At 53.3% G+C, this 16,565-nt stretch carries 13 protein-coding genes; 10 read left to right on the top strand and 3 right to left on the bottom strand.

What is annotated here, in order from left to right:
• Positions 1-16: 16 nt before the first annotated feature.
• The 7 genes from AC1DWB_RS03720 (at position 17) to AC1DWB_RS03690 (ending at position 10,372) form a co-directional block, all read left to right on the top strand.
• A complete protein-coding gene (locus AC1DWB_RS03720) occupies positions 17-1,984 on the top strand; it encodes a sensor histidine kinase (protein ID WP_477539684.1) in 1,968 nt (655 codons plus the stop codon).
• Complete coding sequence (locus AC1DWB_RS03715) at positions 1,962-3,464, top strand: response regulator transcription factor (RefSeq protein WP_477539683.1); 1,503 nt, start codon at positions 1,962-1,964, stop codon at positions 3,462-3,464. The genes AC1DWB_RS03720 and AC1DWB_RS03715 overlap by 23 nt, the downstream gene beginning before the upstream one ends.
• Before the next feature lie 104 nt (positions 3,465-3,568).
• Entirely contained in the window at positions 3,569-5,527 is a 1,959-nt protein-coding gene (locus AC1DWB_RS03710) for an FAD-dependent oxidoreductase (RefSeq protein WP_477539682.1), read from the top strand.
• Between the two features lie 164 nt (positions 5,528-5,691).
• Positions 5,692-6,594 (top strand): ABC transporter permease, encoded by a 903-nt coding sequence (locus tag AC1DWB_RS03705; RefSeq protein WP_477539761.1) that lies wholly within the window; start codon positions 5,692-5,694, stop codon positions 6,592-6,594.
• On the top strand, positions 6,588-7,448 hold the full coding sequence (locus tag AC1DWB_RS03700; RefSeq protein ID WP_477539681.1) for a carbohydrate ABC transporter permease: 861 nt from the start codon (positions 6,588-6,590) through the stop codon (positions 7,446-7,448). The genes AC1DWB_RS03705 and AC1DWB_RS03700 overlap by 7 nt, the downstream gene beginning before the upstream one ends.
• Positions 7,449-7,507: 59 nt before the next feature.
• On the top strand, positions 7,508-9,019 hold the full coding sequence (locus AC1DWB_RS03695; protein ID WP_477539680.1) for an extracellular solute-binding protein: 1,512 nt from the start codon (positions 7,508-7,510) through the stop codon (positions 9,017-9,019).
• A gap of 51 nt (positions 9,020-9,070) precedes the next feature.
• Positions 9,071-10,372 carry an FAD-dependent oxidoreductase gene (locus tag AC1DWB_RS03690; RefSeq protein ID WP_477539679.1) on the top strand — a complete coding sequence of 434 codons (1,302 nt, stop codon included), beginning with the start codon at positions 9,071-9,073 and terminating at the stop codon, positions 10,370-10,372.
• A 124-nt stretch (positions 10,373-10,496) separates the two neighbouring features.
• Here AC1DWB_RS03690 and AC1DWB_RS03685 read toward each other — a convergent pair whose 3' ends face one another.
• Positions 10,497-11,399, bottom strand: coding sequence for a TrmH family RNA methyltransferase (locus tag AC1DWB_RS03685; RefSeq protein WP_477539678.1), 903 nt, complete (start codon positions 11,397-11,399; stop codon positions 10,497-10,499).
• A 7-nt stretch (positions 11,400-11,406) separates the two neighbouring features.
• The gene (locus tag AC1DWB_RS03680) at positions 11,407-12,069 is read right to left on the bottom strand and encodes a potassium channel family protein (RefSeq protein ID WP_477539677.1); all 663 of its coding nucleotides are present in this window, start codon (positions 12,067-12,069) and stop codon (positions 11,407-11,409) included.
• A 172-nt stretch (positions 12,070-12,241) separates the two neighbouring features.
• Between AC1DWB_RS03680 and sspI the strand changes: the two genes are divergently transcribed.
• The 3 genes from sspI to AC1DWB_RS03665 all read left to right on the top strand — a co-directional run bounded on the left by sspI (position 12,242) and on the right by AC1DWB_RS03665 (position 14,809).
• The gene (gene sspI, locus AC1DWB_RS03675) at positions 12,242-12,445 is read left to right on the top strand and encodes a small acid-soluble spore protein SspI (protein WP_477539676.1); all 204 of its coding nucleotides are present in this window, start codon (positions 12,242-12,244) and stop codon (positions 12,443-12,445) included.
• Positions 12,446-12,566: 121 nt separating this feature from the next.
• Complete coding sequence (locus tag AC1DWB_RS03670; protein WP_477539675.1) at positions 12,567-13,277, top strand: winged helix-turn-helix domain-containing protein; 711 nt, start codon at positions 12,567-12,569, stop codon at positions 13,275-13,277.
• A 5-nt stretch (positions 13,278-13,282) separates the two neighbouring features.
• Complete coding sequence (locus AC1DWB_RS03665) at positions 13,283-14,809, top strand: ATP-binding protein (protein WP_477539674.1); 1,527 nt, start codon at positions 13,283-13,285, stop codon at positions 14,807-14,809.
• 119 nt (positions 14,810-14,928) lie between these two features.
• On the opposite strand, the gene AC1DWB_RS03660 is transcribed toward AC1DWB_RS03665, so the two are convergent.
• Positions 14,929-16,518, bottom strand: coding sequence for a peptide chain release factor 3 (locus AC1DWB_RS03660; RefSeq protein ID WP_477539673.1), 1,590 nt, complete (start codon positions 16,516-16,518; stop codon positions 14,929-14,931).
• Positions 16,519-16,565 lie beyond the last annotated feature (47 nt).

The raw sequence follows: 16,565 nt of genomic DNA, 5'->3' as shown, positions 1-16,565 counted from the left end.
GGGGGACAATGACTACATGGCCTGGTCCACCGCGGAGGGAATCGATGCTTATAGCCGGCCCTTAGATCATTTCACAAGAAATAACGGGCAGCCCCCATCACGAWTCGTGATGGGGGCTGCCCGCGCCCCATCTTCCATTTTCGCGGAGATTCAGGTAGAGTTGACTTCATACATTGACGCGGGGGGATGCGATGTGAAATTCACCGGCTACTTGGCTCTATCTTCTTTGAAAAACCGCCTCTTTCTAGCTTTCCTATTGATCATCATTCTACCTTATGCCTTTCTCCAGTTCCACGGCATCAACCAGATTGAACAATCGTTCGAGCAGCAAATCATCCAGCAAAACACTAGGCAACTAGAGCAGCTCAAGATCACATTTGAAGATCTTAGAAGTGCGGTATTCCGCGTTGCGGTCCGGTTGGAGAAAGATCCGGCTGTCGTCGCCCTATTGCTCGCAAGTCCAACCTCCGATCAAGCAACGAGCGACAATCACCGAATGATGGACGCCATGTGGAATGAAATCAAGAGCCAGACGCTCCCTTCCCCCTATGTCTACTATTCGCTGACGGACCTGCAAGGCAGGCAATACGCCTCCTATTCCCCAACAATCGCGTTGTCCTACAATGGTTACATGGAGCAACGAGGGGTTGATGATCTGAAAAGAGGCAAGTCCTCTTACGTTTGGGTGTCCGATCAGGAGTCGGATTTGCGGCAAGAAGACAGTAAAAGTTCGCGTATCGTCATGTTATATTCGGTTCTGAAAGATGGGGCAGGCCGCGATATAGGATTGCTTCGGATCAGCATCGACTTCCAGACGTGGCTCTCTTCGATGGCGAGGAGCTTTCCCATTAACCAGGATTTCTTTTTGTTGAACGAAAAGTACGCCGTAATCGGAGGAAATGGGGATTCAGCCGATCAGGATCTCACGACTTTCCTTCGGGCGGATTCCGGACAAACGGATCATTCCCACCGGATCGAAGGCGCTTACCTGTACAATCGGATGAGCGTGCCAGCTATGCAGTGGACGCTAGTCAGCCGGTTCCCGCTGCAGTTGTTCTTCGGCAATATCGATCAAACGAAGCAACAGATGGTCACTACTTTCCTACTCTTCACGCTGCTGTTCATCTTGATCACCTTTTTCATCTTGTCCACCATCACCCGGCCTCTAAGGCTGCTCCAGAAGAAGATGTTGGAGATAACGGACAAAGGTTTTCTGACGCTGCTGTCAACGGGCAAGTTTAGCGGCGAGGTACTGGCACTCGCGAAGGCGTTTAACAAGATGGTCCACGATCTGCAGGCGCTCATGCGCAGGCTGAAAGAAGAAGAACGGCAAAAGGAAGCCGTTCGCTTCCAAATGCTTCTGTCCCAAATGAATCCCCACTTCCTGCTGAACACATTAAATGTGGTGAAATGGAATGTGCTTGGCAAAGGTGATGATGAAACCGCTAACATCTGCATGGCTCTCGGCAAGCTGCTCGAGACGAGCTTGAACGAGGAGGCCGATCTGATTCATCTGCGCGAGGAGCGGGAATTGACGGAAGCGTATGTGTCCATACAGTCGTTCCGGTACGAGAAGAACTTCGAAATCCGCTGGGAAATTGACGACAGCATCGAATACGCGCTTGTTCCAAAGCTTAGCCTGCAGCCTCTCGTGGAGAACGCCATTTTCCACGGATTGGCGCAAAAGGATAGAGAAGGCGTTATCTGGATCCGCGCTTATGCGGAGCGGGGACGGTGCTGCCTAGAGGTGGAGGACAACGGGATCGGCTGGAAGCCGGACACTTCGGTCAACGCGGGCCGTAAGAGGAAAAGTATCGGACTTAAAAATGTAAAGGAACGGCTCGAGCTGTTATTCAAACAGGAAGCCCGGCTTGACATTCAGCCGATGCCGACGGGAACCCGGATTCACCTTACGTTTCCGTTGCTCATCTCGGCACCTTATTCCGAAGGAGGGACAGGCGATGTGGAACGTGTTGCTCGTTGAAGACGAAGTGTTCGTAAGGCGCTCGCTCAAGCAGCTGATCCGCTGGGAAGACATGGGGTTCACCATCTCCAATGAGGCAGGAGACGGACAAGAAGCTTTGGAGATGATGCGTGCAGACCCTCCGGACCTTGTCGTGTCGGACATCATTATGCCGGGGATGGATGGGCTTGAGCTGATGAAGCAGGCAAGAGCAGAAGGACTAGACGCTTCCTTCGTCATGCTGACCTGCATGAATGAATTCGAATATGCCCGTCAAGCCTTGGAATACGGAGCTTCGGCTTATTTGCTTAAGCTGTCGATGAACGTCCAGTCGCTGGAAGAAACGCTGACCAAAGTGAAACGGGAATTGGCGCACAACTTGAACGTACGATCACAGACCATGGCTCAGCCGTTCCATCGGTTGTACCAGGAAACTTGGCAGTCGATTCACAAAGCCGGTGGGACCGTGTGTTCGCCTAAGCTGCAGCAGACACTGTTGGAAGACGTCGGCCTGCTGCGCAAGGACGGCAGGACGGAGTCGATCTGGATTGGTGCATTCCTGCATGGATCCACCCCGTTCACGTTGGACGATTTCCAGCAGCTCGGAATCGTGACGCAAGGAAATCGATCAATCGTTCATACGTTTGCTCACTCCGGGCAAACGACGGTATTCGTGTGGAACCCGGAGGCGTTTCGGCCTTGGCCGGAAGAGAAGGGTACTTTTCCATGGATAGCCGCTTGTTCGTCTGTAGAAGCAGGTGTGGAGATGCCGTCGGCATGGAATCGCGTCTTGCGGACGTTGGATCGCGCTTGGTATGAAGGGCGACCCGGTCTGGATCAAGCTGCCGCTGCCTCACCTGTCCCCTCTTCCTCCGAACCACTGGCCTGGAGGACAGAACGGGAATTAATTCACAGTTTCGAGCTGCGCAAGCTGGACGAATTCAAGCTCCGTCTGAAAACCGGCTGGGAGGAGGCATGGGAACGCAGCTTGCCAATGGCGGTCGTGAAGGAAATGGCGCTGCGCGTCGACCGGCTGCTCTCCCGAATTGCAGGCTGCAGCGCCACAGCCGAAGAGGAGCTGCTCCATTGCATGAGCCACGCGGAGCTAGGAGAACGTCTGCTCGCGAGCGCCGAACGTTACGCCAACCGCAACATCGCGGCGGCTCAACCGCTTACCGGACATCGGGAAATCGATAAAGCCATGGCGTACGTCCACCAGCACTATGCATCTGACATTAGCCTGAGAGCGGTTGCCGCTCTGGTGGCGATGGATGAGGGGTACTTCAGCGGTCTGTTCAAGAAGAAGACAGGCGTCACGCTCATTCATTACATCCAGCAGGTACGAATCAATCATGCCAAGGGGTTGCTGGAACAGACGAAGCTGCCTGTTATAGAAATCGGGGAGCGGGTTGGGTTCCCTAACGCCAACTATTTCATCAAAATATTCAAGCGGTGGACGGGACAAACACCGAGCGAATACCGGACGGTTGAATCGAAGTAATGAAATTTGTTCCATCAAATGACGAAAAATGTTCCTTATGCCCCTCTTTCCCCCATGCTAATGTTAAGACATGAAGCAGCGAGCATCAGCAAGGGGGTTGGAGCATGTCAGTTCAACTGTATGAGACAGTAGTTTATGGAGCGACACCGGGCGGAATCGGAGCTGCGATTGCCTCGGCCAGGTGTGGACGCGCTACTCTATTGATAGAGCCTTCTACGCATATCGGCGGGATGATGACCGGAGGACTTGGCCGGACGGATATCGTCTCGTTGGATTCGGCAGGCTCTATTTTTCGTGAATTCGCGGCCCGGGTGTCTGCCCATTATTCCAATACGTATGGACCGGACTCCGAGCAAGCTCAACAGTGCAATCGCGGACTATGGTTTGAGCCCTCCGTAGCGGCTGGAATTATACGGGATATGCTGGTCGCCGAAGAAGCGCTGCTTGATGTTCGAACTGCCTTGACGCTGGCGGGGGTGCGTGTGCAAGATGGGAAACTGGTGGAAATTACGGTTCATGACGAAACAAAAGAAAACGCTTACACAATAGGTGCGAAAGTATTTATTGACGGGACATATGAAGGCGATCTGGCCGCAATGGCAGGCGTGCCTTACGAGCTGGGGCGCGAATCGCGGGACGTCTGGAACGAGGAATATGCCGGCAAGCTCTATATGAATTTCGACCCGTCCAAGGAAGTATTCCCGGGTAGCACCGGAGAAGGGGACGATCTGATCCAGACCTATAACTTCCGTCTGTGTCTGACTACAGTGCCGGACAATCGCATCCCGTTCCGGAAGCCGGTCAGCTATGAACGGGACCTGTATGTCAGCTTACTGGACGACGTACGGGCAGGTCGGGTCTCCTCTATTCGCAGTGTTATGAACATGCTTCCCGTACCGAACGGCAAGACGGATTGCAATAACCATCATTACTGCATGTGCTCGACGGATTATCCCGTGGAGAACCTGGATTACCCGACAGCAGATGCGAAGACACGGCAGACGATCATAGACCGCCACCGGGCGTACGTTCAAGGTCTGCTATGGTTTCTGCAACATGACGAAGAGCTGCCGGAGCCGTTCAAGCTCGAAGCGCGGGAATGGGGCTATGCTGCAGATGAATTCAGCGAGACGGACCATTTCCCGCCGCAGATTTACGTGCGGGAAGCGCGACGCATCTGGGGTGAATATGTCTTCACCGAGAACGATGCGCGGCTCGCCCCCGGGCTTGAGGGGGCACCGCTGCAGTTCGACAGCATAGCAGTCGGCCATTATCCGATCGACTCGCACGCCACTCGCAAGCGGGAGCCGGCTGGGCAGCACAAGGCATTGGAAGGCTTCCTCGGCTTGGGTTGGCTTACGGAGATGTATCAGATTCCCTATGGCGTCATTGTTCCGCAGACAATCGACGGATTGCTCGTCCCAGTCGCCGTCTCCGCTACACACATGGGGTTCGGCACGATCCGGATGGAGCCGTGTTGGATGCAGCTAGGTTTCGCGGCGGGCATGGCGGCCGATCTCAGCATGACTAGCGGTCTGAACCTGCGCGACCTGTCCATTGATCAGTTGCAGGACCGCCTGCTTGCGAGCGGCCAACGCATCGCCCCGCTCGAGCCGCAGGAACTGGACAGCAAGGCTGCGGACGCTGTGCAGTACTTCAGGGCTAAAGGAATATTCGCCGCCGGCGTCCCGGCCGGCCTGGATGAGCCGCTGGCGGCGGCAGACGCCGCGTGCTGGATCGCCCTCGCGCGCTCGCTTGAGGGCGGCCGATCGCTCCCGGCCTTGCCTGCCTCGGCGCGGCTGCTGCCAGCCGGCGCCGACATGGGCCCGCGGCGGCCGAAGCAAGAGCCGTTGCCGCGCGAGCAGTGGGCCGCGCAGCCGCTGCTCCCGCTGGCGCTGGCCCAGCGCTGGCTGGCCTCGGCGCGGAGGCACAACGCGGCACCGCCGGCAGCGGACGCCTTGCCCGCGCCCGGCGCAGACCGCGCCGTAACGCGCGGCGAGTTCGCCGCGAGCCTGTACGCGCTGCTGCTGGAGAACCGCAGCCGTAGCAGAGCCCAAGGATAAACGCCTACCGGCGTCTTTTGACGCCATTCGTTTACCGAGACGATGAACAATCAGCGAAGTTTACTTTCTGAATCGTTGAGAAAGGATGTGATCTGGTGCAGCCAAATATAGACACATTGGAAAACAAAGACGTCGGTGCGCCTCAGACCCCTACCCGGCTGCAGATGAAGCTGAAAGCCGTATGGGCCTTCAAGGAATTTTACATTATGCTGCTGCCCGGCGTGGTGTATTACTTAGTCTACAAGTACTTTCCTATTTACGGGGTCATCATCGCATTCAAAGACTACAACATGATGGAAGGAATTCTGGGCAGTCCATGGGCGGATCCATGGTACAAATATTTTTTACAATTTTATGACTCGCCTTATTTCACCCAACTGCTCACGAATACGTTTCTGATCAGTGTGTACAAGCTGATTTTTGGCATGGTTCCACCTATTATCCTGGCCATCCTGTTGAACGAATGCCAAGTTCGCTGGTTCAAATCGCTTGTTCAGACATTGAGCTATATGCCCCACTTCCTCTCCTGGATTATTATCTACGGAATTCTGCTCTTGTTCTTGTCCCAGGATTCCGGCATCGTGAACCGCTGGCTCATCGATTCAGGCGGTCATGCGATTCCGTTCTTAACCTCGACCGATTGGTTCCGAAGTGTATTGGTCGGCTCAGAAATTTGGCAAAATCTTGGATGGGGAGCCATCATCTATCTGGCAGCCATCGCCGGCCTTGACCCTACGCTCTACGAGGCAGGACGGGTGGACGGCGCCAGCAGATTGAGAATGGTATGGCACATTACCCTGCCTGGGATCCGTCATGTCATTATCCTGCTGTTGATTCTTCGCCTCGGTCATATGCTGGATGCGGGCTTTGAACAAATTTACGTTTTGTACAACATCCAAGTATACCCCGTTGCGGATATTCTCGACACCTGGGTATTCCGTACAGGACTAGAGCAGTGGAACTATAGCTTGGCTTCTGCGGTAGGGTTGTTCAAATCAGCCATCGGGCTTTTCCTCGTCTATATCTCGAATTCCTTATCGAGACGTTGGGGGGAGGGCATATGGTGAGAAATGTGGAAGACAGACTGTTCCAAGTAATTAGTTATGTGATATTGGCGATTGTTGGTCTTGCGGCGGTCATTCCCTTGCTGTATGTATTATCCGTCTCCATGACCCCGTTTGCCGTTGTGCTCAAGCATGGCGGGTACGTATTGTTTCCAAAGGAACTGACTCTTCATGCTTACAAGAAGCTGATCGGCTCATCCGCAATTCCTCGGTCGCTTGGCGTCACCGTATATATTACAGCTATAGGGACTACGATCAATCTGATCTTAACCGCTCTGCTCGCCTATCCACTCAGTCGCAAGCGGTTGCCTGGAAGAAATATATTCCTTGGGATGATTGTTCTCACGCTGTTGTTCAACGGGGGCATTATTCCAACCTACTTGGTTGTGAAGGCTACGGGGCTGATCGATAGTCTCTGGGCGTTAATATTGCCTACGGCCGTAGCGAGCTTCAATGTGCTGATTATGAAAAGTTTTTTCGAGCAACTGCCCGAAGAACTGTTCGAATCCGCACGAATTGACGGCGCCCGGGAATTCCGAATCCTATTTCAGCTTGTGGTCCCGCTGTCGCTGCCCGTCATGGTTACAGTCGGTCTGTTCTATGGAGTCGGGCACTGGAATTCCTTTTTCAGCGCGATTATGTACATGACGGATCGTTCGCTGTACCCGCTGCAGGTTGTAGTCCGCGAAATTCTGATGCTGTCCCAGCAGCAAATCGACAACCCGGAAGAACAGGTGCCGACCGTCACGATGCAGATGGCCGCCGTTATGTTCGCAAGTGCACCTGTTCTTATTGTTTATCCATTTCTGCAGAAGCATTTCGTGAAGGGCATGCTGCTCGGCTCAATCAAAGGTTGACTGTCCGGACGTATCCGGCTTCAATAATAGACTTATTTGAGATGAAAGGGGTAATGGATATGATCAGGAAAAAGTGGGTTCCTATTGGATTGACTGTGGTATTGACGGGGGGAATCTTGGCTGGATGCGGCTCAGGAGAGGGTAAATCAAATTCATCCTCCTCTTCGTCCGGGCCGGTAAAAATTCAAATGGCGATGAATGCTTCCGGGATGCCGGCGCCTGAAGCGGATGACATCAAAAAGGCGCTCGATAAGAAGCTGAATATCGATCTCCAGCTAACGGCGATCGCCTCCGGTGAAGATTACAAGAACCAAATACGTGTCCGTCTATCAGGTGGGAACTTCCCGGATTTATTCTCAGTTGGATTTGCGGATGTGAAAGAATTTGCCGACAAAGGAATGCTGCTTGACCTGACGCCATATTTCAATAAAGAGCTGAAGCCCGCCAAGGAATTCGTAACCGGGCTGACGCCGGACATTATGAAGAAAGTGGTGGTGAACAATAAGACTTATGCCGTTCCCCGCGTTGGCGACGTTCCGTTCTCTTCCATGTGGGTGCGCAAAGATTGGCTGGATAAGTTGAAGTTGAAGGTTCCGACCAACCTCGAAGAATTTATGGCCGTCGCCAAAGCCTTTACCGAGCAGGATCCGAGCGGCTCCGGCAAAAAGGATACGTTCGGCATTACGGGAGCGAAGCTGTATTCGTTTGCAACATTTTTCGGAGCGTACGGCGTCGGGCTCCCCGGCTCGTTCTACGAAAAGGGAGGCAAGGTGATTAACGCCTATTATGATCCAGGTATGCCAGATGCCTTGAAGTATATCAAGTCTTTGATTGATGCTGGCGTGGTCGACCCCGAGATCATGATCAATAAGGCGAATGCGGACATCCAAAAGGCGTTCCAAGGCAAAGCCGGCTTTATCTTTACAGGGTGGACCAATATAGCAAAAGATGAATTCATCGCTCAATACAAAGCCATCAACCCGAACGCGGATTGGGTGCAAATGGCCCCTTTAAAAGGGCAGGGCGGCCAGTTTGACGGCTCTTACGATTATGATGCGCCCTCCCGTTATTGGGTCATTCCAAGAACGCTGGAGAAAGATAAGGTCAAATTGCAAAAGGTATTCGATCTCATTAACTATGTATCCGGCAAAGAGGGCATTACCCTTGCCATGTATGGCATCGAAGGCAAGCATTACAACATGAAGGACGGCAAAGTCGTACCGACGGATCTGATGGCCAAAGAGGGCAATTATTTCAGCGCGTATCAAATTACCGGCCGTCCGAATAAGGAATATTTGGCGATCAAATTCCCGAACCAAGCCGCCGCTACCGACTTTGCCATTAAGACGCCGCGCATCAAAGCCTTCGACAGCTCGGTTATCCCGCCTTCGGACTTCAACAAAGCCGATGCGGACCGGTTCGCGGAAGAGGAAATGATCAAGTTCGTTACGGGTAAACGTCCGATCACTGAATATGCCGACTTCCTCAAGACACTCGATACGACGTTCAAATATAAGGACTATGTGGACACCGGAGCAAAGCAAATCAAGGAACAAGGGTTTGTAAAATAGCAGGATCCGATTGGCACAAATCGTGTTTAGAATAGAGAGGAGCGGATTGGTTTGAGTAAACCAATGAATACGTATGATGTGCTTGTAGCAGGAGGCGGACCTAGCGGGATCGCGGCTGCTGTAGCAGCCGCCCGTCAAGGTGCCAACACACTCTTGGTGGAACGGTATGGTTTTCTGGGAGGCGCGGGAACGGCCATGATGGTTAACCCGTGGATGTCTTATTGGGCTGCAGGCGGGGTCAACGTACAGTTGATCTACGGCGTTCTTCAGGAATTGATCGACCGGATGACGGCGATGGGCATGTACGGACATCCCAAGCAGAAGACGGCATTCGATCCGGAAGCGTTGAAGGTTGCGGCAGAGGAGCTTTGTCAGGAAGCCGGTGTAAAGCTGTTGTATCACTCCTTCCTAGGGGAAGCGGTCATGAATGAGACAGGCACGCGGATTGAGACGGTTCGTTTCGCCAATAAAGCGGGATTGGTCGATATGACGGCGAGTATGTACGTCGATACGACCGGCGATGGCGACTTGGCAGCGCTCGCCGGAGCCATCGTTGAGAAAGGCCGGGCGGTAGACAGCCTAAGCCAGCCGATGACGCTTAACTTCCGGATGGCTAACGTAGACATGGACCGGATGATGACGCGACAGGAGATTACAGACCTTTATTTGGAGGCGAAACGCAGGGGCGAGATTGATTGTCCCCGCGAGAACGTGCTATGGTTTTATGCGAATCAGCCGGGCGTTATTCATTTCAATACGACCCGAGTACTGCGGAAGGATGCAACGGATCCATGGGAGCTGACGGAAGCGGAGATCGAAGGACGACGTCAAGTGCAGCAGCTTGTGCGCTTCCTGAAAGCCGAAGTGCCGGCTTTCGAGGATGCCTACCTGCAAACGACCGCTCCGCAGATCGGCGTACGCGAATCCCGCCGGGTAATCGGCGAATACTTGCTTACGGCGGAGGAACTGCTCGCCTGCTGCCGGTTCGACGATGTTATTGCCCGCGGCTCGTACTCGGTCGATATCCACAATCCCGATGGCGCGGGTACGCTTATACAGCATTTGCCCGAGGGAGAGTGGTACGATATTCCGTTCCGTACACTCATACCGAAGAAGATTGAGAACCTGCTGATCGGAGGGCGTCCGATCTCGGCGACGCACGAGGCTCACTCCGCCATCCGCGTACAACCAATCGCGATGGCCATCGGTCAGGCAGCGGGAACCGCAGCGGCGTTGTGCGTGAGCGAGCATGTGCTGCCGCGTGAGCTTGATGTACGTCAGGTGCAGGAGGCGTTAACTGCACAAGGCGCGGTGCTTGGGCTGCCGGCCCAAGTTACGAGCGAGACGATTTAATGGTATGACAATAGCCCCCGTCCTCTTTTGGAGGATGGGGGCTATTATTGTCATGCCAAACGCACGCAGGCTCAGCTTTACGAAATCCGGCGCCCATTCAAGTGTTCAACTATTGAGTTAGCCGTTAAAACAGCCGCTGCCGCGAAGCCTCGAACAACAGCACTGTGGCGGCCATCGCCACATTCAACGACTCCGCCCCGCCGGACATCGGAATAATCACGTGTCGATTCGCGTGAAGGCTGACCGATTCCGATACGCCGCGCCCCTCATTGCCAACAACGAACCAAGTGCTGCGGGTAAAGTCCACCGCATAACACGACTCGCTCGCTTGTAGGCTAGTGACGACCAGTTGAATATCACGCGCTCCCGCTTCCACCAATAACGGCTCCAAGTCAGCTTCGACGATAGGAAGATGGAACAAGGACCCCATCGTGGAACGGACAGTCTTGGGGTTGTACAAATCCACGGTGCCCCGTCCAAGAACGACAGCCGTGGCACCAACCGCATCGGCACTGCGAATGATCGTGCCTAGGTTGCCAGGGTCCTGCACGCCGTCGACGACGACGACCAAGGATGCCGCTGCCGCATGCGAACTGCGTGCTGCCGCTTCTTGACCCAGTCGTTCTGTCCCACGCACAGCCGCTTCATAGCCCTCTCGGTCTGTCACACGCTCGTCTCCCCCGCGACTTCCGTCCATGCCCCACAGCACATCCTGCCCCCAGGCAGGCTTGTTCACAACCGCGAATATCCCCTGAGGCGTCTGCGCATCCGTACATTTGCTCAACACGTCTTCGCTCACGCTTACCCACTCGATCGCCGGCGAGCACTGTTCCGCCAACTCGCTTACTTCCTGCGGAATACCTCGAGCCGCTGCATACACAACCGTCAAGGAAGCTCCCGAACGGATCGCCTCCATAACCAGATGCGGGCCCTCCACCAGGAATCTTCCTTGCTGGTCCCGTCCCTTCTTGTCCAGCAGGCGGCTCCACTGCTTGACACGCTCATTATTCACAGATGCAATGTCCATATAGCGGCTACTCCGCGAACGTGCGTTCGAATTGCTGCAAGTTTTCGTTGCGGCCCACGACGACGAGAATGTCTGTATCTTTGATTTTATCTTCCGCATGAGGAGCAATATTCATCTTGTCACCTGTCTTGAGCGCCATCACGTTACACCCATACTTGGCACGAATGTCGAGCTCCCGCAAATTTAGGCCAACCATCGCACTAGTCGCTCTAATCTCTACAATGCTGTAATCGTCGGACAGCTCGATATAATCCAGAATGTTAGGGGATATTAAATGATGAGCTACTCGCAAGCCCATGTCACGCTCCGGATACACCACTTTGTCCGCGCCGATCTTGGTCAGCACTTTACCGTGAAGCTCGTTCTGCGCTTTGACAATCAGAGCGGGTACGCCCATATCCTTGAGAACCAAAGTGGTTAGTATGCTTGCCTGAATATCTTGTCCAATTGCCACGACGACAACGTCGAAATTACGAATGCCAAGCGCGCGAAGCGCTTCCTCGTCCGTGGAATCGGCCTGCACAGCGTGGGTGACCATATTGACGACTTCCTGGGTGCGCTGTTCGCTGGAATCGATAGCCAACACTTCGAAACCCATGCTGTGCAGCGACTTGGCGACACTGGAACCGAACCGCCCCATCCCGATAATGGCAAACTGTTTCGCTTTCATATGGCAAGCTCCTTCCCTTTCGTGCTCGTGTTATTTTCCAACATTATAGCATATTTCATACCATTCCCCTACCTCCTCCCATGTTCGCTCATACATGAACTGAGCCCTTTTGCGCAACCTAACTTAGGTACCAGTGGCATTCCAAAGTTCAGTCAACGGAGGGACTCCTTGCATGGAATTAAATTTACGGCAAGCCATCACCCAGCAGGTCCATGGCAAGACGACCGAAGAGCTGCACGAAATTATTCAAGACTCCATCAATGGTGAGGATCTCTTATTACCAGGATTGGGTGTATTGTTCGAAATCATCTGGACGAACTGCGGACAAAAGGTGCAAGACCAGCTCGTCCAAACGTTGCATGATCATCTCAACTAATGCGAATACTGCTGAAAATGCCGTCCCTTTTGCCTAAGGAACGGTATTTTTGGGTATACAGGAATATCTTGCTTCTTCCCAATGTTCTCGAATATGCTAGATGGAGAAGGAGGCATGCAGGATGAAGCTGTTGATTGCGGAAGACGACCGCTCTGTGTGTGAGATGCTCCGCCTTTTTCTGCAAAAGGAGAACATGGAAGCCTGTTATGTCCACGATGGGCTTGAGGCGGAGCGGTTGATGACAGAACAAGCTTGGGACTTGGTACTGCTGGATTGGATGCTTCCGGGTAAAGACGGCATTCGCGTGTGTGAAGATATGCGGGCGAAGCGTATCGATGTTCCGATTATATTACTAACCGCAAGAGATCAAGAGCATGATCGCATTCTAGGCCTCAATCTGGGGGCAGATGATTATGTAACCAAGCCCTTCAGTCCATTAGAGCTAGTGGCTAGAATGAACGCTGTATTACGGCGCTATAAAGCAACTGGTAGAGATGGCGTACCTCACTCAGATGATGATACGTCTCATGACGAGGATACGATTCGCTATAAACAATTAACGGTTCATCTGCAGAGCCGGGAAGTGATCGCCGGAGGACGCAAGCTGGCACCGCTGACGCCCAAAGAATTCGAACTGCTGCGCTTGTTTGTCCAATATCCGCGAAAAGTGTTTTCACGCGAGCAATTGATCGAGCAAGTGTGGGGTTACGATTTTTTCGGCGAGGACCGCACGGTAGACGTACATATCAAACGGCTGCGCACCAAAATCTCAACACCCGATTGCCCCTGGATTGTGACTGTCTGGGGAGTCGGCTATAAGCTGGAGGAGTAACCCTGATGCGTCGTTTGCTGCCGAGGTACCGGTTCACTTTTTTTCAACGCCAGTTTCTGAGCCATCTGTTCATTGCCCTTCTTCTGCTAATCCCCCTTGGGTTCGGGTTCTATTATTTCACCAAGCACTCGATTATCGACAAGAATAAGAGCGAAGAGCTGCTGGGCGTCAGTAAAGTCGTCACAAGGGCTATTGGTCGGGAAGAAAAGGATAAGCTTGGACCCATACTCACTGACTACAAGGCATTACTGGTGGAGCGGAAAATATCAATTATCCTGATGGACCGCAAAGGGGATCTGATTAACACACCTGCGCTCTGGACGACCGACCTGAGGAATAAAGCGATTCTGGACAGTCTGCGCAAACATCTCTTCTACGTGGTCAACGACTCGGTATTCGTACTGGATAACGGCGAAGGGACCGTTCCGATCATGGTTGCACCTAGGATTATTAAGCCGCTCGGAGAAAAAGAAAACATATTCGTGTTCGCCATCTCCCCGGTGCAAGGACTGAACAGCATTATTGGCAGCATCAACACTGCCGTTCTGTATACGGGTGGCGCCATCTTCCTACTCGTGATTGGAATGAGCTACTGGCTTTCCCGCAGCATGAGCCGTCGAGTCCGTCGCTTACAGGAGGCCACGCGGCAACTATCCGGTGGTGACTTCGCGATACGAATGGAAGAGAAGCGAACCGATGAGTTGGGCGACTTGTCCCGCGACTTCAATTCCATGGCGGCGCAGCTCCAGGAAGCTTCAGAGAAGCTGACGCAATTCGAGGCACGCCGACAGCAGTTCATGAGCGACGTATCGCATGAGCTGCGTACCCCGCTCACCTCGATACGAGGTATAATTGAAGGCTTCCGCAATAACCTAGTGTCTCCAGAAGATCAAGCCAAGTATTACTTGATTATCGAGAAGGAAACGTTCCGTCTCATCCGTCTTATTAACGAGTTGATGGATCTGGAGCGCATCCGGACTAATATGATCCAGCTTGATCAGCAATGGCACAAAGCGGTCGATATACTCGAAGTTGTAAGTGAATCGCTTGATGTCCTCGCAACCGAAAAGCAACTGAAGCTGAGTGTGGACTGTAAGGACGACGTTCAAGTATTCGGCGACTATGACCGGCTGATGCAGATTATGATCAACCTGGTGAAGAACGCGATCCAGTTCTCCGAATTCGGTACGGTGCGGTTGAGAGCGGAAGAGCTGGAACGAAGTACGCTGATTGAGGTGTCTGATCAAGGCCGGGGTATGACCCGTGTGCAGATCGAGCAGATGTGGGAGCGTTTCTACAAAGCTGATCCTTCACGCGCCAAGGCGACCAGCGAGACCGGACTCGGCCTCTCGATCGTCAAGCAGCTCGTGGAGGCCCACGGCGGCACGATCGAAGTGCAGAGTGAGCCCGGGATCGGAACGAAGTTCTCTCTGAAATTTCCGAGAAATGAGGAAATGCACAGCATGATTGAGTCGGGTGAGGATGGCTCCAACGAATCGGACGGCTCAGGTGGTACGCAAGCGGCAGGGTAGGTGGCTCTGCCGGGGCGCAACTTCCGCAATCTTCCGCCACTTGGCAACTATCTATTAACAAGAGAGCCTCCGCAGCAGACTAATCTGCAACGAAGGCTCTTTCCTTGTCATTCCTTATCTTACGGTGCCGTCTCCAGAAACTTCGCGGTCGGCATCTTCTCCATCGCGGTGCGCATCGCATATTCATTCTCGAACAGCGCCACATAGTTGTCCTTCTTATCTTTCACCAGCTGCGAGTTAATCCGGAATTTGGTCGGATCGAGCTTGTCGTCGACAACCCATCTCGCGAACTGATAGGGTAAGCGATGCAGTATTATATCGACCCCATACTCGCTGCGCATCCGGTGCTCCATTACCTCGAACTGCAGTTGGCCGACGACGCCAAGAATAATCTCATCGAAGCCTACTGTTGTGCGGAACACTTGCACGGTGCCTTCTTCGGTAAGCTGGTCGATCCCTTTCTGGAACTGCTTCTGCTTCAGCGCGTTCTTGATCGTCACCTTGCTGAACAACTCTGGCGAGAAGATCGGCAGCTCGTCGAAGACGATCTCCTTCCCTTGCGACAAAGAATCGCCAATCCGGAAGATGCCCGGATCGAACAGTCCGATGATGTCGCCTGGATAAGCGGTGTCGACAATGTCCCGATCCTGCGCGAGAAATTGCTGTGGTTGGGACAGCTTGATATCCTTGCCCGCGCGAACGTGCTTGACGCTCATCCCGCGTTCGAACTTGCCTGATACGATACGCAGGAAAGCGATTCGGTCCCGGTGCGCCGGATTCATGTTTGCTTGAATCTTGAACACATAACCTGTGAAGCCGCTGTAGCTCGGATCGATGTCCCCTTCACTGCTCTTCCGTGGGGCAGGTGTGGGCGCGAGCGACAGAAAGTTCTCAAGAAACGTCTGTACTCCGAAGTTGTTGATTGCACTACCGAAAAACACAGGTGTCAATTCGCCTTCACGTACTTTCTCGAAGTCGAATTCATCGCCAGCCACGTCTAGCAGCATCAAATCCTCTTGCAGCTGAGCGAACAAATGCTCGCCCGCCATTTCCCTTATCAACGGGTCTTCATACCCGCTAACTGGTGCCACGCTGATCTCTTGGTGATCATCGCCCTTGAACAACTCCACCTGTGTCTTCTGGCGATCGTACACGCCGCACAGTTGCTTGCCGGAACCGATCGGCCAGTTCATCGGGTAGGAACGAATGCCGAGGACATTCTCCAGCTCTTCCAGCAACTCGAATGGATTGCGGCCTTCACGGTCCATCTTGTTGATGAACGTGAAGATCGGAATGCCCCGCTTGCGGCATACTTGGAACAGCTTCTTCGTCTGCGTCTCGACCCCTTTCGCAGAGTCGATCAACATGACCGCACTATCGGCAGCCGTTAGCGTTCGATACGTATCTTCGCTGAAATCCTGGTGACCTGGTGTATCGAGAATGTTGACCCGATGGCCATTGTAGTCGAATTGCATCACGCTTGAGGTAACCGAAATTCCCCGTTGCTTCTCAATCTCCATCCAGTCGGACGTGGCATGCTTGCTAGCTTTGCGTCCCTTGACCGTACCAGCCAACCGAATCGCGCCCCCGAACAGCAGCAACTTCTCAGTCAGCGTCGTTTTCCCCGCATCCGGGTGAGAAATAATGGCGAATGTACGCCGTTTCTTCACTTCTTGTTCAATCTCATTGTCTATCGCCTTGTTACTCATGCAGCCTATCCCTTCCTGAATCCCACAAAGTTAACTACTATATTGTC

It is taken from the genome of Paenibacillus sp. P4_E11 (assembly GCF_056401635.1).
This window is presented reverse-complemented; position numbering and strand designations above follow the sequence as displayed.